Origin of the sequence: Candidatus Sulfotelmatobacter sp. (assembly GCA_035504415.1) — a bacterium.
GTDB lineage: Bacteria > Vulcanimicrobiota > Vulcanimicrobiia > Vulcanimicrobiales > Vulcanimicrobiaceae > Vulcanimicrobium.
In genome coordinates this window covers 138820-163660 of sequence record DATJRY010000003.1, presented here as the reverse complement: position 1 = coordinate 163660, position 24841 = coordinate 138820, and the positions used below count along the sequence as shown (strand labels likewise).

Here is a 24841-nt window from a genome sequence, read left to right as displayed (position 1 = left end):
CGAAGTCGCCACCGCCGTGGCCCGCGGCGATTTGTCCCGCAAAATCACGGTCGATGTGAAAGGCGAAATTCTCGAGCTGAAGGACACCATCAACACCCTGGTCGATCAGCTCAATGCCTTCGCCGGCGAAGTGACCCGCGTGGCCCGCGAGGTCGGCACCGACGGCAAGCTCGGCGGCCAGGCCAACGTGCCTGGCGTCGCCGGAACCTGGAAGGACCTTACCGATTCGGTGAACTCGATGGCCGGCAACCTCACCGCGCAGGTCCGCAACATCGCCGAAGTGACGACGGCCGTGGCCCGCGGCGACCTCTCGCGTAAGATTGCCGTCGACGTCAAGGGCGAGATGCTCGAGCTCAAGGCGACCGTCAACACGATGGTCGACCAGCTCAACGCGTTCGCCGCCGAGGTGACGCGCGTCGCGCGCGAAGTCGGCACCGACGGCAAGCTCGGCGGCCAGGCCATCGTGCCGGGCGTCGGCGGCACCTGGAAAGACTTGACGGACTCCGTCAACTCGATGGCCTCCTCGCTGACCGCGCAGGTCCGCAACATCGCCGACGTGACGACCGCCGTCGCGCGCGGCGACCTCTCCAAGAAGATCACCGTCGACGCGCGCGGCGAGATCCTCGAGCTCAAGGGCACCGTCAACACGATGGTCGACCAACTCAACGCCTTCGCCGGCGAAGTGACGCGCGTCGCGCGCGAGGTCGGCTCCGAAGGAACGCTCGGCGGTCAGGCGCAGGTGCAAGGCGTCAGCGGCACCTGGAAGGACCTCACCGACTCGGTCAACTCGATGGCGGCGAACCTCACCAACCAGGTCCGCAACATCGCCAAGGTCACCACCGCCGTCGCCAACGGCGACCTCTCGAAGAAGGTCACCGTCGACGTCCGCGGCGAGATGCTCGAGCTCAAAGACACCATCAACACGATGGTCGACCAGCTCAACGCGTTCGCCGGCGAGGTGACGCGCGTGGCGCGCGAGGTCGGCAGCGAAGGGATCCTCGGCGGTCAGGCCGCCGTCCCCGGCGTCGCCGGTACCTGGAAGGACCTCACCGACTCGGTGAACCGGATGGCCGGCAACCTGACGAACCAGGTGCGCGGCATCGCCAAGGTCGTCACCTCGGTCGCGAACGGCGACCTGCAGCGCAAGCTCGTGCTCGACGCCAAGGGCGAGATCGCCGAGCTGGCCGACACGATCAACGGCATGATCGACACGCTGGCGATCTTCGCCGACCAGGTCACCTCCGTCGCGCGCGAAGTCGGCTTCGAAGGCAAGCTCGGCGGACAAGCCGAGGTTCCCGGCGCCGCCGGTCTGTGGCGCGACCTGACCGACTCGGTCAACCAGCTCGCCGCGCAGCTGACCTCGCAGATCCGCGCGATCGGCGAGGTCGCGACGGCGGTCACCAAGGGCGATCTCTCGCGCACGATCGAGGTCGGGGCGCAGGGCGAGGTCGGTCAGCTGACCGAGAACGTCAACGAGATGATCCGCAACTTGCGCGACACGACGCGCAAGAACCGCGAGCAGGACTGGCTCAAGAGCAACATCGCCCGCTTCACCGGGATGCTGCAAGGCCAGAAGGACATCAAGACGGTCGCCAAGCTGATCATGACCGAGCTGGCCCCGCTGGTGAACGCGCAGCTGGGCATCTTCTACCTCAACGAGCCGATCGACGAGACGCCGCTCTTGCGGTACACGGCCGGCTACGCCGCGCCGCGCCGCAAAGGCGCGCTGCAGTTCGCCCCCGGCGAGGGGATCGTCGGCCAGTGCGTCGCCGAGAAGAACCGCGTCCTCATCACCAACGCGCCCGGCGATTACCTGACCGTCACCTCGGGCACGGGCAGCGCGACGCCGCTCAACGTGGTCGCCCTGCCGGTGCTGTTCGAAGGCGACATCAAAGCCGTCATCGAGCTGGCGTCGTTCGAGGCCTTCAGCGACAACCACTTGCTCTTCCTCGACCAGCTGACCCAGTCGATCGGTATCGTGCTCAACACGATCGCCGCGACGATGCGCACCGAGGAACTGCTCAAGCAGTCGCAGTCGCTGACCGCCGAGCTGCAGTCGCAGCAAGAAGAGCTGCAGCAGACCAACGAGGAGCTCGAAGAGAAAGCGCGCCTCTTGGCCGAGCAGAACGAAGAGGTCGAGAAGCGTACCCGCGAGATCGAAGAAGCGCGACGCGCCCTCGAGCAAAAGGCCGAACAGCTCGCGCTGACCTCGAAGTACAAATCGCAGTTCCTGGCCAACATGTCGCACGAGCTGCGCACGCCGCTCAACTCGCTGCTCATCCTCTCCAAGCAGCTGAGCGACAACCGCGACGCGAACCTGACCGGCAAACAGGTCGAGATGGCGCAGACGATCCGGCGCGCCGGCACCGATCTGCTCACGCTGATCAACGACATCCTCGACCTCTCGAAGATCGAGTCGGGAACGACCTCGGTCGACATCGCGGAGCAGCGGATCAGCGACATCTGCGACGACGTCGAACGCACCTTCCGCGGCGTCGCGCAGGAGCGCGGGCTGCGCTTCCAGATCCAGGTCGACTCGGACGTCCCCGAGACGCTCGAGACCGACCAGACGCGCCTGATGCAGATCCTCAAGAACCTGCTCTCCAACGCGTTCAAGTTCACCGCGCACGGTTCGGTCGATCTGGTGCTGCACCGCATCGATCGCACCATCGACGGTCACCCCGCGCAGTTCGTGGCCTTCGCGGTCAGCGATACCGGGATTGGGATCCCGACCGACAAGCACAACGTCATCTTCGAAGCCTTCCAGCAAGCCGACATGTCGACCGCGCGCAAGTACGGCGGCACCGGTTTGGGCCTGGCGATCTCGCGTGAGATCGCGGGCCTGTTGGGCGGCGACATGACGGTCGAGTCCGAGGCGGGATCCGGCTCGACGTTCACCTTCTATCATCCGCTCGAGCGGACGACGCGCGGCACCTCGACCATCGAGCTGCCGCCGCTGCCGCCGGCTCGCCGGATCGAGAGCCCGGCCGTTTCGGTGGCGCCGGTCCGTACGCTCACCCCGCCGCCGGTGCTCGACCCGGTCGACGACGACCGCGAGAACGTCAGGCCGCACGACCGCGTCGCGCTGATCATCGAGGACGACGCGACCTTCGCGCGCATCCTGGTCGGCCTGGCGCGCGACCGCGGCTTCAAGGGCCTCACGGCGCGCACCGGGGCCGAAGGTCTGACGCTGGCGCGCCAGTTCGTCCCCGACGCGATCACGCTCGACATCGGCCTGCCCGACGTCGACGGGTGGGCGCTGCTGGATCAGCTCAAGCGCGATCCGGCGACCAAAGCGATTCCGGTGCACGTGATCTCCGGTGAAGAGCAGTGGCAAAAAGCGCTCGACTCCGGCGCGTTCGCGCACCTCAAGAAACCGGCCAGCGAGGACGCGCTGACCCAGGCCTTCGACAACCTGCTCGGCTTCGCCGACGCGGCGACCCGCAACGTGCTGGTCGTCGAGGACGACGTCACGCAGCTCTCGGCGATGGCCAATCTCATCCAAACCGGCGAGGTGACGGTCACCGCCGTCTCAACCGCGACGCAGGCCTTGCGCGCTCTCGACGAGGCGAAGTTCGACTGCGTGATCGTCGACCTGGGGCTGCCGGACATGTCCGGCCTCGATCTGATCGAGCGGGTCAAGCAGCATCCCGCGCACGTGCGCGTCCCGGTCATCGTCTACACCGGGCGCGAGCTGACCGAGCAGGAAGAGGCGGCGCTGCGCCGGCTCTCCGAGTCCGTCATCGTGAAGGACGCGATGTCGCCCGAGCGGCTGATCGACGAGACCAGCTACTTCCTCAACCAGGTCGAAGCGCGCTTGCCGGACGTCAAACGCCCGGTGGGGATCGCGGTCGCCAACGCCTCGCTCGAAGGACGCACGATCCTGATCACCGACGACGACGTGCGCAACATCTACGCGCTGCGCAGCTCGCTCGAAGAGTACAAGATCAACGTCCTCTCGGCGGAATCCGGCCTGGAGGCCATCGAGCTGATGCGCACGCATCCGGAAATCGACGTCGTCCTGATGGACATCATGATGCCGGAGATGGACGGTTACGAGACGATCCGCCGCATCCGCTCGCGCGACCAGTGGCGCAACTTGCCGATCATCGCCCTGACCGCCAAGGCGATGAAGGGCGACCGCGAGCAGTGCCTCGCGGCCGGCGCCTCGGAGTACATCTCCAAGCCCGTCGACATCGATCAGCTCGTGGCCCTCATCCGCGTCTGGCTGAACGTCACGGCATGATAGACTTTATCGGTCAAAGCGTGGACGCTTTGTCCGCTAAGGTCGGGGCATCCGGCGCCGCGGCGCCGACACCGACTTCACCGGCCATCGCGGATCTCGAACTGAACCTCTTGCTCGAAGGGGTGTACCGCGTATGCGGGTTCGATTTCCGCGACTACGCTCCGGCGACGATCAAGCGGCGCATCTCCGAACGCGTGCGTGCCGAAGGAGCGCGCTCGACGACCGGGCTCCTCGAACGCGTCCTCCACGAGCCGGCCGTGTTGCAACGGCTGATCGAAGCGCTTACCCACAACGCGGGCTCCCCGTTCCGCGAGCCGGCCTTCTTCGCCGCCTTCCGCGAACGGGTGCTGCCGCGCCTGCGCACCTTCCCGCACGTGCGGCTCTGGGTGATCGGCTCGGGCGAGGACGCGTACGGTTTGGCGATCATCCTGCGCGAGGCGGACCTCGCGCACCGCGTGCGCATCTACGTGACCGAGGCCAGCGAGGGCAGCGTCGAGCGCGCGAAGGAAGGGGCCTTCCCGCTGGACCTGCTCGACGAGTTCGCGAGCCGGTACGTCGAGGCCGGCGGAAGCCGACAGTTTTCCGATTACGTCGACATCGGCGAGGGTGTCGCGCGCTTCAAGCCGACGCTGCGCCAGCAGATGGTCTTCGCCCAGCACAACCTGGTCACCGACGGCTCGTTCAACGAGTTCCACCTGGTCGTCGCACGCAACGTCTTCAGCCACTTCAACCGCACGCTGGTCTACCGCGCGCACCAAGTCGTCTACGAGAGCCTGGTCCGGCTCGGCTACCTCGGGATCGGCGCCAAAGAGACGCTGCGCTACACGCCGCACCAACGCGCCTACGAACAGGTCGATCCCGCCGACCAGTTCTACCGCCGCGTTCGTTAGCGCGGCAGCGCCGCGCGGCCGATCAGCATGCCGCGCACCGCGTCGCCGACGCGCGCGATCGCGGCGCGGCGATATTCCCAGCGCTCGTCGGCGGCCGGCGGCACGACGACCATCGTCGCGTTGGCTTCGAACACGACCAGCTCGCCGCTCGGCGTGAAGCCGAAGTCGATCCCGGCGTAGTCCAGTGCCAGCGCGGCTCCGACGCTCGCCAGCGCGTTGGTCGCCGCCGGACCGAGCGTCCCGGCCATGTCGTCGAGGTAGCGCTGCTCGCGCTCGCGATAGTCGGGCCGCTCGGCCATCTCGGCGCTGAAGTAGTGGACCTTCCACTGCCGCCCGATCGCCAGGTGCAGCGGGAAGAGGTGCCCGTCGACGAGCATGGCGCGGTACTTCGCGTAGCTCCCGCCGGGCTCGCGCGTGTCGACGTACTCGATCGCCAGCAGCACCTCGCCCGGCAGCGCGCCGGCCGCGACCGCCAGCTCGCGCCCAGCCGCGACGTACTCGAAGTGCTGCCCGGTGTGAAAGCCGGGGCTGCGCAGCAGCAGCGGAAACACGAAACCGCGCCGCTCGAGCGCCGCCGCGCCGTCGGGACCCGTCAGCTCGGCGCGCGGGACCAGCGCCGTGCGCGCCGTGCGCACGCCGGGCAGGCCGCTCAGCCGGTCGGCGTTGCCGGCCCGCGTCGTCAGCGCGACGTCGGCCGGCGGGTTGATCAGCGGCGCGCGGTCACCGTCGAGGAGTGCGCTCGCCCGTGCCAGCGCCGGGCCGGCGCTGTCGGCGTCGCCGATCGCGTTGAAGACGACCTCGTGCGCGGGCAGCGCCCCCTCGTGCAGCTCGACGGTCAGTTTGGTCGTCGCGAACACGCGCGGGTCGAGAAACCGTTCGGCGGCGACGTTGCCGGCACCCAGGGTGACCAGCAGCAGCACGCTGACCGGCGTGCCGTTGCCGGTGAACGGGACGGTGACGAGCGAGGTGCCCGCGCCGGCCGCGGCGACCACCTCGCCGAGCTGCGCGCGCACGGTCGCCAAGCCGCGCTGCGCCTCGACGTTGCCAGGGTCGAGCCGCACGGCGGACTCGTACGAGGCGCGCGCGCGCTCGAGATCGCCGCCCTTGAGCAGCACGAAGCCGAAGTTGGCGTGCGCGACCGCGTTGCCGGGGTGACGCTGCACGGCGTCGGCGAACAGCATCAGCGCGTCGCCGCGGCGGCCGGTCCGGTAGAGCAGCAGCGCCAGATCGTTCAGTGCGCCGAAGTGGTCGGGCTCGCGCGCCAGCACGTCCGCGTACGCGTTGGCGGCCTCGTCGCTGCGGCCGAGCCGGTCGAGCAGCTGCGCCCGCTGCACCCGCGTCGCCACGGTTCCGCGCCCGGCGCGGAGCTGCGCTTCGACCTCCTGTAGCTTCGCGGCGAGGGCTCGCTCCGAGGGTTGACCGGCCATGACGGGCGGGCTTCGCGCCGGGTCCCGCGCCGACCCCGGCCGTTCGGATCATCCGATCGGCGGCTTCCGCCGCGAGCGGGGCGGGACTAGGATCGTGCCATGAACCCTCTGGTCCTCGAGGCCGGGCTTATCGTGCTCAGCGCGGTGTGCTTCTGGCTGCTCGACCGCTATGTGATCGGCTGCGGACGCCTATGACGCTCGATTTGGGGCTCGGACTGCTGTTGTCCGTCGCCGGGCTCGTCTATCTCGCGTACGCGATGCTGCGTCCGGAACGCTTCTGAACGGATCGCCGACATGACCCTCATCGGATGGCTGCAAGCCATTCTTCTCTTCGTGCTCGTGTGGCTGTGCGTGCGGCCGCTGGGCGCGTACATGTTCACCGTCTTCGAAGGCGGCCGCACGTGGCTCTCGCCGGTGATGGGCCCGATCGAACGCGGCTTCTACCGCCTGTGCCGGATCGATCCGACCCGTGAGATGGGCTGGAAGGGGTACGCCTTCTCGCTGCTCGCGTTCAGCTTGGTCGGCCTCGCCTACCTGTACGCGCTGCTGCGCACGCAGGCGTTCTTGCCGCTCAACCCGCAGCACTTCGGCAACCTGGCTCCCGATTTGGCCTGGAGCACCGCCGTCTCGTTCATGACGAACACCAACTGGCAGTTCTATTCCGGCGAGTCGACGATGAGCTATCTGAGCCAGATGGCGGGACTGGCATGGCACATGTTCGTGTCGGCGGGCGCGGGCATCGCGGTCGCGATCGCACTGATCCGCGGCGTCTCGCGCGTCAACGCCAACGCGCTGGGCAACTTCTGGGTCGACCTCACCCGATCGATCCTCTACGTGCTGCTGCCGATCGCGTTCGTCGGCGCGCTCGTGCTGGCGTGGCAAGGCGTGCCGCAGAACTTCCACGACTACACGGCCGTGAAGACGCTCGAAGGCGCCGCGCAGTCGATTCCCCAGGGCCCGATGGCCTCGATGGAGTCGATCAAGGAGCTGGGCACCAACGGCGGCGGCTTCGTCAACGCGAACTCCGCCTCGCCATGGGAGAACCCGACCGGCTTCAGCGATCTGTTCGAGCTGTTCTTGATCCTGGTCATCGGCGGCGCGCTCACCTACACCTACGGACGCTACGTGAAGAACCAGCGCCAAGGCTGGGCGATCTTCGCCGCGATGGGCATCCTGCTGGTGGTCGGCAGCGTCGTCTGCTATGCCGCCGAGGCGGCCGGCAACCCGATCTTCCACCAGCTCGGGATCGCCGGCGGCAACTACGAAGGCAAGGAAACGCGCTTCGGCATCGCCGCGTCGGCGCTGTGGGCAACCGTCACGACGGCGACGTCGTGCGGCGCGGTCAACGCGATGCACGACTCGTTCACCGCGCTCGGCGGCCTGGTGCCGCTGGTCAACATGCAGCTCGGCGAAGTCGTCTTCGGCGGCGTCGGCAGCGGCTTGTACGGCATGCTCGAATTCGTGGTCCTGACGGTCTTCATCGCCGGCCTGATGGTCGGGCGCACGCCGGAGCTCATCGGCAAGAAGATCGAACGGCGCGAAGTGCAGCTGGCGATCCTCGCCGTGCTGGTCGTGCCGGCCTTCTCGCTGATTCCCGCCTCGATCGCGGCGGTGCTGCCGGCGGGTCTGGCGACGCTGAACAACAGCGGGCCGCACGGCTTCAGCGAGCTCCTCTACGCCTATACGTCGGGCGTCAACAACAACGGCAGCGCGTTCGCGGGCCTGGGCGGCAACACGTACTGGGACGTCTCGATGGGCATCTCGATGCTCTTCGGCCGGTTGGCCGAGATCGTGCCGGTGCTCGCCTTGGGCGGCGCGCTGGCCGCGAAGAAATCGATCCCCCCGACCGCCGGCACGTTCACCACCACCTCGCCGATCTTCGTCGTGCTGCTGATCGGCACGATCCTGATCGTCGGCGCGCTGACGTTCTTCCCGGCCGACGCGCTGGGACCGATCGTCGAACACCTGTTGACCCTCAAAGGGAAGCTCTTCTGATGGTATCCGTCACTCCTCGCCAGCGCTCGCTGTTCGACCGGCAGATCATCCTGCCGGCGATCCGCGACTCGTTCGTGAAGCTCGACCCGCGCACGCAGGTCCGCAATCCGGTGATGTTCATCGTCGAGGTGGGCGCCTTGGTCACGCTGTTCTACGCGCTGCGCGACGCGCGCGCGGGAACGGCCGGCTTCGACATCGTCATCTCGCTGTGGCTGTGGTTCACCGTGCTGTTCGCGAACTTCGCCGAAGCGGTCGCCGAAGGGCGCGGCAAGGCGCAAGCCGAGTTCCTGCGGCGCACCAAGTCCGACACCTATGCACGGCGGCTGGTCGACGGCCGCGAAGAGCGCGTCGTCTCCTCCACCCTGCGCCGCGGCGACCGTGTCGTCGCCGAGGCCGGCGACGTCATCGCCACCGACGGCGAGATCGTGCAAGGCGCGGCGACCGTCGACGAGTCGGCGATCACCGGCGAGTCCGCGCCGGTCATCCGCGAAGCGGGCGGCGACCGCAGCTCGGTCACCGGCGGCACGCGCGTGCTCTCCGACCGCATCGTCTTCCAGGTCAGCGCGAACCCGGGCGAGTCGTTCCTCGACCGCATGATCGCGCTGGTCGAGGGCGCGCAGCGCCAGAAGACGCCCAACGAGATCGCGCTCTCGATCCTGCTCTCGGGCCTGACGATCATCTTCTTGATCGCGGTCGCCACGCTGGCGCCGTTCTCGCTCTACGCGGGGACCGTCCCGAGCGTCGTCGTCCTGATCGCGCTGCTGGTCTGCCTGATTCCGACCACCATCGGCGGTCTGCTCTCGGCGATCGGCATCGCGGGGATGGACCGCGTGCTGCAGCGCAACGTGCTGGCGACCAGCGGCCGGGCCGTCGAAGCCGCCGGCGACGTCGACACGCTGCTGCTCGACAAAACCGGCACAATCACGCTGGGCAACCGTCAGGCGACCGAGATCATCCCGGCGCCCGGCGTCGACCTCGGATCGGCGTACCGCGCGGCGTACTTCGCTTCGCTGGCCGACGAGACGCCCGAAGGGCGCTCGATCGTGACGCTCGCGGCGCCGCACGTCGAGGCCGGTGACGGAAAGCTGCCCGCCGACGCGACGATCGTTCCGTTCAGCGCCTACACGCGCATGAGCGGCGTCGACTACACCGGCGGCCGCCGGCTGCGCAAGGGCGCGCCCGACGCGGTACGCGCCTGGGTCGGTGAGACGTCGGGCGGGACGGCGGCGCAGCCGCTGGCCGGCGACGTCGAACGGATCGCGCGCGCGGGCGGCACGCCGCTGCTGCTGGCCGACGAGAACCGCGTGCTCGGCGCCATCTATCTGCGCGACGTGCTCAAGCCGAACATGCGCGAGCGCTTCGACCGGCTGCGCGCGATGGGCATCCGCACCGTCATGATCACCGGCGACAACCCGCTGACCGCCAGCGCGATCGCGCGCGAGGCCGGCGTCGAGGACTTCCTCGCCGAGGCCACGCCCGAGACCAAGATGGCGCTGATCAAGCGCGAGCAGGCCGCGGGCCGGCTCGTCGCGATGACCGGCGACGGCACCAACGACGCGCCGGCGCTGGCGCAAGCGGACGTCGGGCTGGCGATGAACAGCGGCACGCAGGCGGCTAAAGAGGCCGGCAACATGGTCGACCTCGATTCCGATCCGACCAAGCTGATCGAGGTCGTCGAGGTCGGCAAGCAGCTGCTGATGACGCGCGGCGCGCTGACGACGTTCTCGATCGCCAACGACGTCGCCAAGTACTTCGCCATCCTGCCGGCGATGTTCTCGGTCGCCTACCCGGAGATGGACGCGCTCAACGTGATGCGGCTCGCGACGCCGCAGAGCGCGATCCTCTCGGCGGTCATCTTCAACGCGGTGATCATCATCGCGCTGATCCCGCTCGCCTTGCGCGGCGTGCGCTACCGCCCGCGCGGCGCCAACGCGGTGCTGCGCGAGAACGTCTTGATCTACGGCTTGGGCGGGATCGTCGTCCCGTTCGTCGGGATCAAGCTCATCGACCTGATCCTCGTCGCGTTGCACTTGACCGGAGCCCACTCATGACCACCACGACCACACCCACGCCGTCGGCGCGCGAGAGCACCCTGCGCCATCTCGTCACCTCGGTGCTCTACACCGTCGTCACGATCGTCGCGTTCGGCCTGATCTACCCGGTGGTCATCTGGGGCATCGCGAGCGTCCTGTTCCCCCATCAGGCGAACGGCTCGCTCGTGACGGGTCCCGGCGGCGCCGTGATCGGTTCCGAGCTGGTCGGGCAGAACTTCACAAAGCCCGGCTACTTCCAGCCGCGGCCGTCCGCGGCCGGCAAAGGATACGACCCGACGCAGACCGGCGGAACGAACTACGGCCCGACCTCGAAGAAGCTGATCGACGCCACCAAGTCCACCATCGCCGCGTTGCGCAAGGCGAACCCGGACGCGACCGGACCGATTCCGCCGGATCTGGTCACCAGCAGCGCCAGCGGCATCGATCCCGACATCTCGCCCGAAGCCGCCTACTACCAAGTACCGCGCGTGGCCAAGGCGCGCGGGATGTCGGCGGCCTCCGTGCGCGCGCTCGTCGCGCAGCACGTCACGCCGCGCCAGCTCGGCATTCTGGGCGAACCGCGCGTCAACGTCTTCGATCTCAATCGCGCGCTGGACGCGCAAGGAGCATCTCCCGCACAGTGAACCGCCTCTCCCCGATCCTGACGGCAGCGCTGCTCGCGGCGCTGCCACCGATCGTCGCTGCCCAAACGATCCCGCCGAATGCCCCGAGCCCCGTCCCCTCGGCGACGCCGGCCCCACCGAGCGACTACTGCACCAGCGGCGGCCTGAGCGCACTCGTGAGCCGCCCGACGCAGACGAACTCGGTGTGCGTCGTCCCCAAGGGACACGTCGAGATCGAGACCGGCTTCCAGAGCCAAACGGTCGTCGGCGGGGCCGGGGCCTACACCGATCAAAGCGTCCCCAACGCCGCGCTGCGCTTCGGCACGCCGATCAAAGACGTCGAGCTGCAGCTCCTCCCGCCCACCGCGTACCGCGCTGACGGCACCTCGGCGACCGGCGACGCGGGCGTCGGTGCCAAATGGCAGATCGCGTCGTATCAGAACGTCGCGTTCGGCGTGAGCGCTTCGACGACGGTCGTGACCGGGACGAACCCGCTGACCAACCCGTTCGAGCTGGGCAGCGCGACCGCGATGACGCAGAACTACAACGCGCAGTTCGCCTGGCAGATCGGCAAGGTGTTCGGCCTGGCCGGCGGCGTGCAGCAGTCGGAGCTGGCGGCACCCGCGCCGGCCGGGCCGCAGCACTACGCCTCGACGATTCCCTCGCTGGTCCTGAGCGCGGCGATGCCCGCCTCGTGGAACCTGTTCGGTGAGGTGTACGCGCAGTCGCACGGCGAGGGGCCGGGGACGCCGACGCACACCTGGCTCGACGCCGGCGTCAGCAAGGACGTCGGCAACGCGCAGCTCGACCTCAACTGGGGCCATGCCGACGCGATCGTCGTCGCACCGGGTCTGCCGTCGGTCAGCCGGCACTACGTCGGCGCCGGCTTCAGCTACGAGTTCTGACCGTCAGTCGCCGTCGCGCGGCGTCGCCGCGGTGACGGCGTCACGCGGGATCAGCGCGAAGAGCTCCTTCGCGCCGGCGCGCAAGAGGCGCTGGACGAACGAGCTGCGCCGATCGAAGAGGCGCCGCGCGTGACGCGGCGCCTCGACCGCCAACGCGTCGGTCGCGCCGGCGATCTCGACCAAGCGCGCCGCCGCGTCGACGGCGCGATCGGCCAGAAAGCTCCCCCGGGCGGCGCGCGTCGCGTGTAACAAAGCGTCGAGCACGGCCTGCGGTTCGTCCTCCCCGGGCCGCAGCACGGTGATCACGCGGAGGTCGACGTCGAGCCGGCGCGAGAGCCGGCCCATCCGCTCGATCAGCGCGACGTCGCGCGCGCGCGGCGCGACGCCCAGCACGATCCGCGAGAATGGCCGTACGTGGCGCCGCGTCGAGCGCGCGTGCAGCACCTCGCGCACGGTCAGCTCGCGCAGCGCCGCCAGATGATCGGTCTTGAAGAAGTTCGCCAAGGCGGTGTCGACCCGCTCGGCGGGATAGATCTTGCCCTCGCGCAACCGCTGGCGGATGACGTCCGGCGCGACGTCGACGACGATCAGCTCGTCGGCCACTTCGAGGATGGCGTCCGGGACCGTCTCGCGCACGCGCGTCCCGGTGATCCGCTCGACCGCGTCGCCGAGCCCCTCGAGGTGCTGCACGTTGAGCGTGGTCATCACCGAGATGCCGGCCCGCAGCACGTTGATGACGTCGTCGTAGCGCTTGGCGTAGGGGCTGCCGGCGGCGTTCGTGTGCGCCAGCTCGTCGATGAGCGCCACCTGTGGACGCCGCTCCAGCAGCGTCTCGCGATCGAGCTCGCCGTTGGGCAGCCGCGGCATGCGCGGAATCCCTTCCAGCTTGGCGGCCGTCTCGACGCGGCCGTGCGTCTCGACCAGCGCCGCGACGACGTCGACGCCTTCCGCCAACAGCGCGTGCGCGCGGTCGAGCATGGCATAGGTCTTGCCGCTGCCGGCCACCGAGCCCAGGAAGATCGTCAGCTTGCCGTAGCCGAGCTTGAGCCGGTCGCCGACGACGTGGCCGTACGGGTGGCGCGCGCCGTCGGGGCCGCGCACGATCGGCGGGCGCGTGGGATCGGCGACGTAGACGTCGCGATCGCTGGGCTTGGCGAGCAGCTTGCTCGCGAACTCGCCCGCCGGAACCGTGATCAGCGCGGCCCGGATCTCGCGCAGGTCACCCCGTTCGACGAACGCGGGCGGCGCGTCGATGCGGCCGGCTTCGACGGCGAGTCGCGCCTCCAGGTAGGCGTCCGCGTCGACCGGCCCGACGGCGGCCGTTTCGAGCGCGAGGTCGAGCGCGTCGGCCAGTCCGGCCATCCGGCGCAGGTACGACTCGTAGTCGATCCCCGGCACGACGGCCGCGAACTCGACCGACGACTGCGCCGGCGCGCTGACCGGCACGGTCAGCTGATCGACGGTGCGCAGCAGCAGCTCGCGCAGCATCTCGAGGTTCTGCGGCTTGAACGCGCCGAAGCTGGCGCGATCGATGTCCTCGGCGCGCACGATCTGTCCGCTGCGCAGCCGCGACTCGAGGATCTGCGGCGAGACGTCGAGCGCGATGACGGTATCGGCGCTGCGCAGGAACGAGAGCGGCACGATCTCGCGAATCGGGTAGCCGAGGATTCGTTCGGCGACCGGCGCGACCGAATCGAGGTGCTGCACGTTGAACGCGCCCAGCACCGACTTGCCCGCGTCGCGCAGCGCCAGTGCGTCTTGCCAGCGTTTGGCGTGCGTCGCGCCCTCCGGATTCGCGTGCGCCAGCTCGTCGAGCACGATCGTCTCGGCGTCGCTCGCGACGGCGGCTTCGAAATCGAAGTCCTCGAAGGTGCCGAACCGGCGCGGCGGGATGCGCGGGACGCGCGCGGCCAGCGCGTCCAGGTCCGGCCGGTGCTTGGTCTCGACCCAACCGATCGCGACGCGCCGCCCGGCACGCATCTGGCCGATCGCGTCGCTGAGCAGGCGATGCGTCTTGCCCGCCCCTGGAGCGCTGCCGAGGTAGATCGTCAGGCGGGGGCCCAGGCCCAGCTCGACGAGCAGCGACTGCGCGCTCGGGCGTTCCACTCCGCCTGCTTCGGCGCAGGGCGGCCACGTCCGCCCCCGAACGCGTCGGCGTGCGCGCACGCTGGATTCCGGTCCTCTCGTTCGCGATGCTGGCCGTCGCGTTCGTGCTCGACGCCAAGACGCCGCAGACGCTCGTCGTCGCGATCCTGTTGAACATCCCGATCGTGCTCTCCGCGTTCGCGGGTAGCCGCGCCTTGACGACCTCGCTGGTCGTCGTCGCGCTGATCGCGAACGTGGTGGCCGCCTGGATCAACGGCGTGCAGGCCGGTCACTTCGATCCGATCGGCGTCGGCGACCGCTTCTTGGCGGCGCTCTCGATCGTGCTGGTCGGCTGGCTCGGCACGACGCTGCAAGAACGCGCGCGAACGTTCGGACGGCTGGCGGCGCAAGAGGCGCGGGCGCGACGCGAAGGGCAGCTCGGCGCCGCGGTCGACCGTCTGCGCAGCTCGCTCTCGTACGACCTGGTCGCGCGCGCGGTCGTGCGTGAAGCGCCCGCGCTGTTCGACGCCGAGCACGCGCGCTGGCTGCCGGCCGATCGCGGCCCGGTGCTGTTCGCGCAGCGGGACGGCGACGACGTCGTCGTCGCCGAGGGCGCCGGGCCGGGTCTGAGCTCGCTGGCGCGGCGCGCGCTCGACCTCGACGACGTGCTGGTCGTCGCCCACGGCGATCCGGTCGGCGGACTGGTGCTCGACGACATCGGCGCGGGCGCGGCGATGGCGATCCCGCTGGCCGACCGCGGCACGGCGCTGGGCGTGCTGCTAGTCGACGCGTGGACCGCCGACGCGTTCGACGAGAACGCGCGCACGCTGGCGCGCGCCTACGCGCGCAGCGCGACCGCGGCGCTGGGCCAAGCGCGTCTGTTCGCGCAGCTCGCCGAGCGCAACGAAGCGTTGGCCGAACGCAGCGGCGTCATTCGCGATCTGGTGTACGCGCTCTCGCACGATCTGCGCACGCCGCTCTCGGCGCTCGGCCTCACGTTCCGCCAAGCGAAGGAGGGACTCTATGGGCCGATGCCGCCGCAATACGGCGAGATCCTGGACCGCAGTCTGGTCGCGACCGACGAGCTGCAGCGCTTGGCCGAGACGCTGCTGCTGGTGGCGCGCTTCGAGTCGGGCGAGCGTACGCCGCGCCGCGAACGCATCGACGTCGGCGGCCTCGTGCGCGAGGTGACCGGCGAGCTGGCACCGATCGCGGCCGCGCGCGCGGTCGCGCTGCACGTCGACGCGCGCGACGGCGTGCAGGTGGCGGGCGACCGCGGCGACCTGCGCCGCGCGGTCACGAACCTGATCGCCAACGCGCTCGAGCACACGCCGGGCGGCGGCATCGTCGACGTCGGCGTGCACGGGAGCGGGAAGACGGTCGAGATCGCCGTCGCCGACGACGGTCCGGGGGTGGCACCCGACGCGCGCGCGACGCTGTTCGAACGCTTCGCCGGCGGACAGAACCGGCGCGGCGCGGGCTCGGGGCTGGGACTCTACATCGTGCGGCGCGTCGCCGAAGAGTCGAACGGCAACGCTTTCTACCAACCGCGCACGCCGCACGGAAGCATCTTCACCATCGCGCTCCCGGTGCAGGCGTGAGCGCGGCGGTGCGCGTGGTCCTGGTCGAAGACCACGCGCTGACGCGCGCCGGTTTGCGCGCCGCGCTCGAAGCGGCCGGCTTCGACGTCGTCGCCGAAGCCGGCGACGGAATCGCCGGTGAAGCGGCCATTCTGCGCGAGCTCCCCGACGTCGCGATCGTCGACATCGGCCTGCCCGGCAAGGACGGACTCGACGTCACGCGCGACGTCAAAGCCGGCGCGCATCCGGTCGGCGTCGTCGTCGTGACGATGCACGAGCTCGACGATGAAGTCTTGGCCGCGCTGGCCGCGGGCGCCGACGCGTACTGCGTCAAATCGTCCGACGCCGCCATCGTCGTCGACGCGGCGCGCGCCGTCGCCGCCGGCGGCGCGTACTTCGACCCACGCATCGCGCACGTCGTCCTGCGACGGTTCAGCCCGCAGGCGGTGCCGGCGACCAGCTCGCCGCTGACGCCGCGCGAGCTCGACGTGCTCCGGCTGATCGCCGACGGCGTGGGCAACGCCGAGATCGCCGAACGGCTGCACCTCGGCCTGGGGACGGTCAAGGGCCATGTCCGGGACATCCTCGAGAAGCTGTCCGCCTCAGACCGGGCTCATGCCGCCGTGACAGCCTTCCGCAGGGGCCTGCTCTCGTAAAATCTCGGGCAACCCTCCCTGCCAATGCAAGAAGGCGGCGTACCGCGTGTCTAAGAGAATTGCCAGCATTGTTGGAAGGAGGCCCTGCGATGGCCTACGAGGTGATCAAGCGCGTCAGCGGGCGGGCGTATCGATACCGCGTCGAGAGCTTCCGTGACCCGGTGACCCGGCGCGTGCGCGGCCGCTGGACGTACCTCGGCCGCGTCGACCCCGCCGACGCCGGCCTGCCGGCGCGCCCGCCGCGACCCAGCTCCCGGGATCGCTTGTTGGACGCGGTGACCCGCTTGCTGGCCGACCGCGACGCCGAGTCGCTCTCGGCCGGCACGATCGCCCGCGAGGCGGGGGTCGCGTACGGCACGTTCTACCGCTACTTCGCCGACCGCTCGCACGCGGTCCGCGAGGCGATCCTGCGTCGCGGTCCGACGCTGGGCGACGTGACGACCCGTTTCGCCGCCCCGCCGGTCGACCGCGGGCTGGAGCGCGAACGCGTGGCGGCCTGGATCCGCGACGTCGCCGCCGACGCCCTGAGCCACCGCGGCCTGGTGCGCGCGTGGTACGTCTTCTCGAACGCCGACGAGACCGTCGCCAAAGCCCGCTCCAAGGCGGTCGACGCGGCCGTCGACGACGTGGCCCACTACCTCGAGGCGCTGCAGCACTCCGGGATCGCGACCCTGTCCTCGGCCCGCTTCGCCGCGTACGCGCTGGTCGCGATCGTGGTGGCCTTGGCCCGGGACGCCGCGATCGAGGGGAACGTCGCCGACGGGACGCTCGACGGGTTGGTCGGGCTCGCCATCGACCTCTGCGGGCTGGGTTAGCTCAGCCGCCGTTGGCCTCGGAGACCGTGAACGCTTCGCGGCGCGCACGGTCCCAGAGGCCGCGCGGCAGCGTGAACAAGAGCACGTCGACGTGGCGCCCGCGGATGACGGCGCCGCCGCGCAGCAGCCGTTCCTCGCGGAAGCCGGTCCGGTCGAGCACGGCGCGTGAGGCGACGTTGTCCGGCACGATGCAGGCCTGGATCTCGTCCAACTCGCCGGCGCTGAAGCCCTCGTCGACCACCGCGCCCAACGCCTCGCTGGCGTAGCCGAATCCGCGCGCTTCGCGCACCAGACTGTAGCCGACCTCGCCGACCCGCGGGGAGCGGTCGTTGACCCGCAGCGAGACCCACCCGACGGCGACCGGCGGCTCGCCCGCGCGCACGATCCATTCGAAGCGCCCGCTCGCGCTCGCGCGCAGCGCCTTCGGGCGCGCTCGGACCTGGCGCTCGAACTCCTCGGCGCGCACGCGCGGAATGTCCTGGAACTTGCGCAGATCCGGCGCGTTGAGCACCTCCCACAACTCGCGCGCATTCTGCGCCTCGGCCGGGGCCAGGGTCAGCCGCGCGGTCCGCAGGGTCCTCATCGCCGCCTCACGGGTTCGGCTACGGCGCGCTCGGCGCGCGTGCCTCCTCGTCATCGGGACCCGCGCGCGTGATGAGGACGGCGGAGGTGCTGATGGAAGTCCGCTACGCCGGGACGGTGCTCACGCCGCCCCGCTTCTTCTTCGGCAAGCATTCGCGCATGGAGCACGAGCAGTTCGACTGCCGCGGCGCGGACGGCACGCGCTTTCGCGTGATCGACAACGTGACGATCGCGCCGCGGGTCCCGGTCGCGCCGGGCGACCACGTCGTCGTGCAAGGCGAGCTCGTGCCCGACCGCGGCCAACCGCCGATCGTCCATTTCACCCATCACGACCCATGGGGAACGCACGTCGGCGGCTACGTCGAGCTGAACGGCCGCCGCTACGCGTGAGCGGCGGCTATGAGGCCAGCAGCTTCTTGCGCGCGGTGGCGACCGTTTGGCGGAAGCCGGGCGGCCCGAACGAGGCGAAGTCGTCGACCACCTTCTGATAGCGCGGATCGGCCGTCGACGTCGACTGCAGCGTCAAGAGGTCCGGCACCGGCTTGTTCTTGTCGAGATGGATCTCGTATTGGCGTCCGGCGGTCGTCGCGAGGTAGTGCGGATCGGTGAAGCTGAACGTGCGCGATCCGCCGCGGTCGCCGATGCGCTGCTCGACCGAGACCGTGTAGACGTTGTCGGTGTTGCCGCGATAGGGCCGGTTCGTCAACTGCCACACGCCGTCGCGCACCAGCGCTTCGAACGCGAACGTCACGTCGTAGCCGGTGACCGGCGTGGTGAACTTCGCCACGCGCGTCCCGGCGCGGTTCTCCGCGCTGTAGCTGGCGCTGGATCTCCCGTCGACGTTGTCGAGCCGCCAGACCTCGCGCGCGAGCGGACCCTTCGCGTGCGCGATCGTCTCGCTGACGTGAAAGATCGACCGTTCGTGCCGCACCTGCTGCACCGAGGCGTAGCGTGCCGACTCGAGCGGAAAGAAGATGCGCCAGCCGACGACGGCGCCCACGACGACGACGATCAGGATCAGCCAGGTGACGGGGAAACGGCGCATCTTTCTCTACAACGTGCGGCTGGGCGCGGGGGTGTCAGCGGTGGGCGTCGAGGACCTGGTTGACGACGGCGTCGGCCGCCGCGTTGTCCTTGCGCCGCACGTGCCCGACCTCGGCGTGCGCGAACCGGCGCAGCAGCGCCTTGGCCTCGGCATGCAGCGGGATCAGCCCGGGATGCTTTACTCGGTAGGCGCCCGAGAGTTGCTTGACGACCAGCTCGCTGTCCATGCGGACGGTGATGTCGTCGACGCCGCGAGCAAGCGCCGCCTTGAGGCCGGCCAGCAGCGCCGTCCACTCGGCGACGTTGTTGGTCGTCACGCCCAGGAAGACGCCGATCTCCTCGAGCACCTCGCCGCGCTCGTCGTAGAGCACCGCGCCCGAAGCCGCCGGTCCCGGGTTGCCGCGCGAGCCGCCATCGGCGTACAAGGTCGCTTTGATTTGAACGGCGCTCCTTCGTGTGCTGTGCCGGACGAGACGAAGCCCCGCGGGTGTGCCGCGGGGCCTCGTCGTGTTGGTCGGGCAGACAGGATTTGAACCTGCGACCCCCAGTCCCCCAGACTGATGCGCTACCAAGCTGCGCCACTGCCCGGTCTCCTCGCGCCGACCCGCGCGCGAAGATACGGGGTTTTACTTCTTCCGGCCGCCGGCCTTCTTCGCGGCGCGCTTGGCGCCGCCGACGGCATCCTTGAGGCCCTTGCCGGGCGAGAACGCCGGCACCCGGCGCGCGGCGATCTTGATCGTGTCGCCGGTCTGCGGATTGCGCCCCACGCGCGCCTTCCGCTCGCGCACCACGAAGCTGCCGAAGGGGATGAGCTGGACCTTGTCGCCCTGCTTGAGCGCACCGGTGATCTCGTCCAGGATCAGATCGACGATCTCGCCGGCCTGCCGCTTGGAGAGCTCGTGCTCGTTCGCCAGAGAGTCGACGATGTCGGCTTTGGTCACGTTAGTTTGCACCTCGATGAGAACGTCGTACCGAACGGTTACCAAACGTGGCGGCACCGCTCGCTCGGCAAAAGAGATACGCGTGCGCGCGTCCGGCTCCCTTTGGCCGCAATCGAGAAAAAAGGGCGCCGCAACGGCGAAAAGCCGCGAACGGTTATCGTAAGAGAATGGATCGTATCGTCACCGCTTCCGCCGCGCGCGGGACGGTTTCCCTCGTGTCGGGCGTCACCACCGCGCTCGTGCGCGACACGCGCCACCGCCACGACTTGGCCCCCACGGCCAGCGCGGCCGTCGGCCGCCTGGTCACCGCGGCGGCGCTGCTCGGCGCGTCGCTCCAGGGCCGCGAACGGCTGACCTTACAGGTCGTCGGCGACGGCCCGATCGGCTCGCTGACGGCCGACGCGTGGCGCGCCGGCCCGGACGCGATCGCGGCGCGCGCGTACGCGCGCAACGCCCATGCCGACCTGCCGCTCAACGCGCGCGGGAAGTTCGACGTGGCGGCCGTCGTCGGCGGCGGCAGCTTGCAGGTGACCAAGTCGTTCGAGATCGGCCAGCCGTACAGCGGCATCGTGCCGCTCGTCAGCGGTGAGATCGGCGACGACGTCGCCGCCTACTTGGCGAACTCCGAACAAATACCGAGTGTCGTCGCGCTGGGCGTGCTGGCCGATCCGGCCGGTATCCGCGCCGCGGGCGGCGTGATCGCGCAGGTGCTGCCGGGCGCCGACGAGGCGACGATCGGCGCGCTCGAGCGCGCCGCCGCGGCGATGCCGCCGGTGACGACGCAGATCGTCGACGGCGCCGATCCCGACGCGTTGCTGCACGCGGTCGCCGGCGCGCTCGACCTCAAGGTCTACGGCGGTCAGTCGGTCGCGTACGACTGCCAGTGCACGCGGGCGAAGGTCGAGACGGCGCTGCTGGGGCTGGGCAAGGACGAGCTGGCGAAGCTGGCGCGCGAGCAGGCCGCCACCGAGGCGACCTGCGATTTCTGCGGCGAGCGGTACGTGCTCAGCGCCCAGGACGTCGAGGCGCTCGCGGAGCGCCTCGGCTGAGCGCTAGTGGCCCAGGCCCCGGCCGTGGTCGGCCGTGAACTCGGCGGCCGTCTCGGCGGCGGCTTCGGGGCCGGCGGTCTGGGCGCCGCCGATGCGGGGGCGGAACTCCTCGATGATGCGGCCGTGACCCAGGTTCGTGTACCACCAGCCGCACTCGCACCGGACCGGCGCGCCGTGGTCGACCGGATACGGATAGACGCGATCGCACCGCGGGCAGGTGAACGTCGGGCCGGCCACCGTCTCGGACGGGGTATAGGTGATCGCCGGAGCGGGACCTGCGGTGTGGTGAGTCGCCATGTGGTCGTACCTCTTTTGGATTGCGGTTCGGGCGAAGCCCGAACGCGACGGCCTCGGCGCAGCCGGAGCCACTAGGGGAGAACGCGGACGAACTTGCGGGAGCCGACCTGCAGGACCGCCGGTGCCCGAGCCGTCCAGCGGGCGGCCGGGTCGGTGACGACCGTCCCGTCGATCCGGACCCCGCCTTCGGCGATCAGCCGTTGCGCCGCGCGCTTGGAATCGGCGAAGGCCGCCGCGAGGAGCAGGTCGGTGACCTTTTCCCGGCCGTCGCGCCGCAGCTCGGGCATCTCGGCCGGAATCTCCCCGCGCTGGATCGTCCGCTCGAACCACTCGCGCGCCGCTCGGGCGGCGTCGGGTCCATGATACAGCGCCACGAGGTCTTCGGCGATATGCTTTTTCTCGTCCATGGGCACGGCCGTCCCGGCCGCCAAGCCCACCCGCAGCGCCTCGACCCGCTCGCCCGGCCACCACGCGGCGAGCCGCGCGTAGCGCGGCAAGAGCTGGTCCGGGATGCGCATCGTCTTGCCGAACATCTCGTTGGGCGGATCGGTCAAGCCGATGTGGTTGCCCAGCGACTTCGACATCTTCTTCTCGCCGTCGATTCCCTCGAGCAGCGGGACCGTGATGCAGATTTCGGGGTCCTGTCCGGCGTGGACCTGGTACGGCCGGCTGATCAGCAAGTTGAAGAGCTGATCGGAACCGCCCAGCTCCACGTCGACGTTCATCGCGACCGAATCGTACGCGACCGCGACCGGGTAGACGAACTCGTGCAGCGCGATCGGGACGCCGCTCTCATAGCGCAGCTTGAAGTCGTTGCGCTCGAGCATCTGCGCGACGGTCGTCAACGAGAGCAGCTTGTGGATCTCGGTGAAGGTCAGCTTCGAGAGCCACTCGCTGTTGTAGCGCAGCGTCACCTTGCTCATGTCGAGCACCTTGCCGGCCTGCGCCGCGTAGGTGCGCATGTTGGCGTCGATCTGCTCGTCGCTCAGCGGCGGGCGCAGCGCGTTGCGGCCGCTGGGATCGCCGATGCGCGCGGTGAAGTCGCCGATCAGCAAGATCACGTCGTGACCGTCTTCGACGAAGCGCTGCAACAGCCGCAGCACGACGGCGTGGCCGATGTGCAAGTCGGGCGAGGTGGGGTCGAGGCCGAGGTAGACGCGCAGCGGCTTTCCGCGCGCGATGCGCGCGGTGAGCTCGTCGAGCGTCTCGACGTGATCGCACCCGTCGGTCAGCCATTCCGCGCGCTCGCGCGGCGTCTTCGTGTTCATGCGGACGGCGCGCGCAATTCGAAGATCGTCACGCCCCCGCCTCCCTCGTCGGCGTTTCCGTAGCGGACGTTTTGAACGAAGGGATGGGCGCGCAGGTACTCCTGCAGGCCTTTCCCGAGCAGACCGGTCCCCTTGCCGTGGATCAGCCGCAGCGGGGAGTGCCCGACCATGATGGCATCGTCGATCCAACGATCGACCAGCGGCTCGGCCTCGACGAATCGTTTGCCGCGCACGTCCAGCTCGGTCTGCGCGCCGGTGGCGGCGGCCAGCGTCGCGGCGCCGCCTTCGGCGCGGCGTTCCCGGGCCGGCGCCGGGCCACCGCGCGGGCGCAGGTCGCGCTTGGGGACGGTCATGCGCATCGCGCCGATCTGCACCAAAGCGCTCTCGCCCAGGTCCTCGAGGACGGTCCCGTCCTGGTCCCAGGAGACGACGTGGACCCGGTCGCCGACCCCGACCGGCACGGCCCTCTCGCCGGCCCGTGGCGCGCTCGGCTGCGCCTCGAGGCCGAGCTCGCGGTGCATCTGGTCGAGCGTGCGCGCCAACAGGTCGGCCTGCCCGCTGGTCACGCGCGGCGCGCGAACGCCTCGCTCGCCGCCGGCGGCGGCGCGCCGTTCCAGCTCGGCGGTGAACGTTCGTAACGCGGCCGCCAGCTTCGCGTCGGCTTGCGCCGCCAGCTCGCGTCGCTCGCGCTCGAGCGCCTCCGCGCGCCGGCGCGCGTTCTCTTCCAGCGTCCGCACGTGCGCGCGTTCGCGTTCGAGCTCCTCGCGCGTGCGGGTGGCGCGGGTGCGCTCTTCCGCCGCCTCGGCCAGCGCGCGGTCGTAGTGGCGTTCCTGTTCGCCGAGCAGCTCTTCCCCGCGCGCCACCACGGCCGGTGCCAAGCCCATCCGGCGTGCCAGCGCGAACGCCAGCGACTGACCGGGCGACCCGACGTCGAGCTGATAGGTCGGCTCGTAGGTCTCGGGGTCGAACCGCACGCTGGCGTTGGCGACGTGCGCATGATCGGCGCCGAACAGCTTGAGCTCGGTCGCGTGCGTGGTCGCCAGCACGCGCGCACCGCTGGCCAGCAGATGCTCGAGCACCGCGACGGCGAGCGCGGCGCCCGCGTTCGGTTCGGTGCCGCTCCCGATCTCGTCGATCAGGACCAAGGTGCGCGCGTCCGCGCCGGCCACGATCTCGGCCAAGCGCCGGACGTGCGCGGAGAAGGTCGAGGCGTTTTGCACGATCGACTGCTCGTCGCCGATGTCGGTGCAGATGCGCGCGAAGACGCCGATCCGCGCCGCGACGGCCGGCACGTGCAGGCCGCACGCCGTCATCAGCACGGCCAGCCCGACCAGCTTGAGGGTGACCGTCTTGCCGCCCATGTTCGGCCCCGAGACGATCAGCATCCGGATCTCCTCGTCGAGCCGGATCGATTGCGGCACCGCCCGCTCCCCGAGCAGCGGGTGTCGCCCGTCGACCAGCTCGACGACCGCGTCGCCGGCCAGCACGGGTGCGACGGCGTTCATGCGGTCGGCGACGCGCGCGCGCGCCGCGGCCAGATCGAGCTCGACGTAGACGTCGACGTTGATCGCGGCCTGCTCGGCCTCGCGTGCGACCAGTGACGAGAGCTCCGCCAAGATGCGGGCGATCTCGGCCTGCTCTTGCGCCTGCAGCGCGCGCATGCGGTTGTTGGCCTCGAGGGTCTCCAGCGGTTCGACGAACAGCGTCTGGCCGCTGGCGCTCGAGTCGTGCACGATACCGGGGATCTGGCCTTGGAACTCGGCTTTGACGGGAATGACGTAGCGGCCGTCGCGGATGGTGACGATCGCGTCCTGGATCGCCGCCGCGTAGCGCGCCGAGCGCACCAGCGCCGCGGCGCGATCGCGCGCGTCGTCTTGCGCCTGCGCGATGCCGCGGCGAATGCGACCCAGCGCCGGTGAGGCGCGGTCGAGGACGGTTCCGCGCTCGTCGATCGCATCGTGGATGCGGTTGACGAGTTGCGGGAGCGCCCGGAACGTCGTGCTGCGCGCGCGCAGCAGCGGCAGCTCCAGCTCCGCCTCGCGCAGCCCGCGCACCGCCGCGCTCGCCGCGGCCTGCGCGTCGGCGACGGCGCGCAGCTCGCGAGCCGGCAACGCGACGCCGCGCGCCGCGGTCGCGATCGCCTCGTCGACGTCGTCGATGCGCTCGAGCCCGTAGCCGCTTTGTGCGAGCTCCCGCATCTCGGTCGTTTCACCCAACAATGTCTGAACGATCGCTCGATCGGTGGTCGGAATGCACGCTAGCGCTCGCGCCTGGGCCCGCACGCCGTGCGTTTGGCCGGCATATAGCTCGCGAATACGACCGAAATCGAGCACGTCCAGGCCGCGCTCGTCGATCGGGAGGCTTTCCATCACTAGTCTCTCTTCGACGTGGACCCGCGCGCTTCC

Annotated in this window: 21 protein-coding genes and 1 tRNA gene; 12 read left to right on the top strand and 10 right to left on the bottom strand. The window is 70.0% G+C overall.

Features of this window, described 5'->3' with window-relative positions; all coding sequences use genetic code 11:
* The first annotated feature begins 16 nt into the window (after positions 1 to 16).
* Entirely contained in the window at positions 17 to 4246 is a 4230-nt protein-coding gene (locus VMD91_00960; GenBank protein HTW82616.1) for a response regulator, read from the top strand.
* Between the two features lie 29 nt (positions 4247 to 4275).
* Positions 4276 to 5136: a CheR family methyltransferase gene (locus tag VMD91_00955; protein HTW82615.1), complete on the top strand. Its 861-nt coding sequence runs from the start codon at positions 4276 to 4278 to the stop codon at positions 5134 to 5136.
* Here the strand turns inward: VMD91_00955 and VMD91_00950 are convergent.
* A complete protein-coding gene (locus tag VMD91_00950) occupies positions 5133 to 6482 on the bottom strand; it encodes a tetratricopeptide repeat protein (GenBank protein ID HTW82614.1) in 1350 nt (449 codons plus the stop codon). The genes VMD91_00955 and VMD91_00950 overlap by 4 nt on opposite strands.
* Positions 6483 to 6754: 272 nt before the next feature.
* Between VMD91_00950 and kdpF the strand changes: the two genes are divergently transcribed.
* The 5 genes from kdpF to VMD91_00925 are packed head-to-tail and all read left to right on the top strand — an operon-like array spanning position 6755 to position 12119.
* Entirely contained in the window at positions 6755 to 6844 is a 90-nt protein-coding gene (kdpF, locus tag VMD91_00945; protein ID HTW82613.1) for a K(+)-transporting ATPase subunit F, read from the top strand.
* A gap of 13 nt (positions 6845 to 6857) precedes the next feature.
* Complete coding sequence (kdpA, locus tag VMD91_00940) at positions 6858 to 8558, top strand: potassium-transporting ATPase subunit KdpA (protein ID HTW82612.1); 1701 nt, start codon at positions 6858 to 6860, stop codon at positions 8556 to 8558.
* Complete coding sequence (gene kdpB, locus VMD91_00935; GenBank protein HTW82611.1) at positions 8558 to 10609, top strand: potassium-transporting ATPase subunit KdpB; 2052 nt, start codon at positions 8558 to 8560, stop codon at positions 10607 to 10609. Before kdpA ends, kdpB begins: the two co-directional genes overlap by 1 nt.
* A complete protein-coding gene (kdpC, locus tag VMD91_00930) occupies positions 10606 to 11235 on the top strand; it encodes a potassium-transporting ATPase subunit KdpC (GenBank protein HTW82610.1) in 630 nt (209 codons plus the stop codon). The genes kdpB and kdpC overlap by 4 nt, the downstream gene beginning before the upstream one ends.
* Positions 11232 to 12119, top strand: a complete 888-nt coding sequence (locus VMD91_00925) for a hypothetical protein (protein HTW82609.1) — start codon at positions 11232 to 11234, stop codon at positions 12117 to 12119. Before kdpC ends, VMD91_00925 begins: the two co-directional genes overlap by 4 nt.
* Positions 12120 to 12122: 3 nt before the next feature.
* On the opposite strand, the gene VMD91_00920 is transcribed toward VMD91_00925, so the two are convergent.
* On the bottom strand, positions 12123 to 14225 hold the full coding sequence (locus tag VMD91_00920; protein HTW82608.1) for a hypothetical protein: 2103 nt from the start codon (positions 14223 to 14225) through the stop codon (positions 12123 to 12125).
* Between the two features lie 50 nt (positions 14226 to 14275).
* Between VMD91_00920 and VMD91_00915 the strand changes: the two genes are divergently transcribed.
* The 3 genes from VMD91_00915 to VMD91_00905 all read left to right on the top strand — a co-directional run bounded on the left by VMD91_00915 (position 14276) and on the right by VMD91_00905 (position 17255).
* Complete coding sequence (locus VMD91_00915) at positions 14276 to 15805, top strand: HAMP domain-containing sensor histidine kinase (GenBank protein ID HTW82607.1); 1530 nt, start codon at positions 14276 to 14278, stop codon at positions 15803 to 15805.
* Positions 15802 to 16440, top strand: a complete 639-nt coding sequence (locus VMD91_00910; protein HTW82606.1) for a response regulator transcription factor — start codon at positions 15802 to 15804, stop codon at positions 16438 to 16440. The genes VMD91_00915 and VMD91_00910 overlap by 4 nt, the downstream gene beginning before the upstream one ends.
* 89 nt (positions 16441 to 16529) lie before the next feature.
* The gene (locus VMD91_00905; GenBank protein HTW82605.1) at positions 16530 to 17255 is read left to right on the top strand and encodes a TetR/AcrR family transcriptional regulator; all 726 of its coding nucleotides are present in this window, start codon (positions 16530 to 16532) and stop codon (positions 17253 to 17255) included.
* Between the two features lies 1 nt (position 17256).
* Here VMD91_00905 and VMD91_00900 read toward each other — a convergent pair whose 3' ends face one another.
* Complete coding sequence (locus tag VMD91_00900; protein ID HTW82604.1) at positions 17257 to 17838, bottom strand: GNAT family protein; 582 nt, start codon at positions 17836 to 17838, stop codon at positions 17257 to 17259.
* Between the two features lie 71 nt (positions 17839 to 17909).
* Between VMD91_00900 and VMD91_00895 the strand changes: the two genes are divergently transcribed.
* Positions 17910 to 18227 (top strand): DUF3465 domain-containing protein, encoded by a 318-nt coding sequence (locus VMD91_00895; GenBank protein ID HTW82603.1) that lies wholly within the window; start codon positions 17910 to 17912, stop codon positions 18225 to 18227.
* Between the two features lie 7 nt (positions 18228 to 18234).
* On the opposite strand, the gene VMD91_00890 is transcribed toward VMD91_00895, so the two are convergent.
* From VMD91_00890 to VMD91_00875, 4 genes are all read right to left on the bottom strand, one after another.
* The gene (locus VMD91_00890) at positions 18235 to 18882 is read right to left on the bottom strand and encodes a hypothetical protein (GenBank protein ID HTW82602.1); all 648 of its coding nucleotides are present in this window, start codon (positions 18880 to 18882) and stop codon (positions 18235 to 18237) included.
* A gap of 34 nt (positions 18883 to 18916) precedes the next feature.
* Positions 18917 to 19306 (bottom strand): ribonuclease HI family protein, encoded by a 390-nt coding sequence (locus VMD91_00885; GenBank protein HTW82601.1) that lies wholly within the window; start codon positions 19304 to 19306, stop codon positions 18917 to 18919.
* Between the two features lie 86 nt (positions 19307 to 19392).
* A tRNA-Pro gene (locus VMD91_00880) sits at positions 19393 to 19469 on the bottom strand.
* Between the two features lie 38 nt (positions 19470 to 19507).
* A complete protein-coding gene (locus VMD91_00875) occupies positions 19508 to 19822 on the bottom strand; it encodes an HU family DNA-binding protein (protein HTW82600.1) in 315 nt (104 codons plus the stop codon).
* Between the two features lie 167 nt (positions 19823 to 19989).
* Between VMD91_00875 and hslO the strand changes: the two genes are divergently transcribed.
* On the top strand, positions 19990 to 20871 hold the full coding sequence (hslO, locus tag VMD91_00870; GenBank protein ID HTW82599.1) for an Hsp33 family molecular chaperone HslO: 882 nt from the start codon (positions 19990 to 19992) through the stop codon (positions 20869 to 20871).
* Between the two features lie 3 nt (positions 20872 to 20874).
* Here hslO and VMD91_00865 read toward each other — a convergent pair whose 3' ends face one another.
* The 3 genes from VMD91_00865 to VMD91_00855 form a co-directional block, all read right to left on the bottom strand.
* A complete protein-coding gene (locus VMD91_00865) occupies positions 20875 to 21168 on the bottom strand; it encodes a hypothetical protein (protein ID HTW82598.1) in 294 nt (97 codons plus the stop codon).
* Between the two features lie 71 nt (positions 21169 to 21239).
* Entirely contained in the window at positions 21240 to 22436 is a 1197-nt protein-coding gene (gene tyrS, locus VMD91_00860) for a tyrosine--tRNA ligase (GenBank protein ID HTW82597.1), read from the bottom strand.
* Positions 22433 to 24805: an endonuclease MutS2 gene (locus VMD91_00855; protein HTW82596.1), complete on the bottom strand. Its 2373-nt coding sequence runs from the start codon at positions 24803 to 24805 to the stop codon at positions 22433 to 22435. The genes tyrS and VMD91_00855 overlap by 4 nt, the downstream gene beginning before the upstream one ends.
* Between the last annotated feature and the right edge of the window lie 36 nt (positions 24806 to 24841).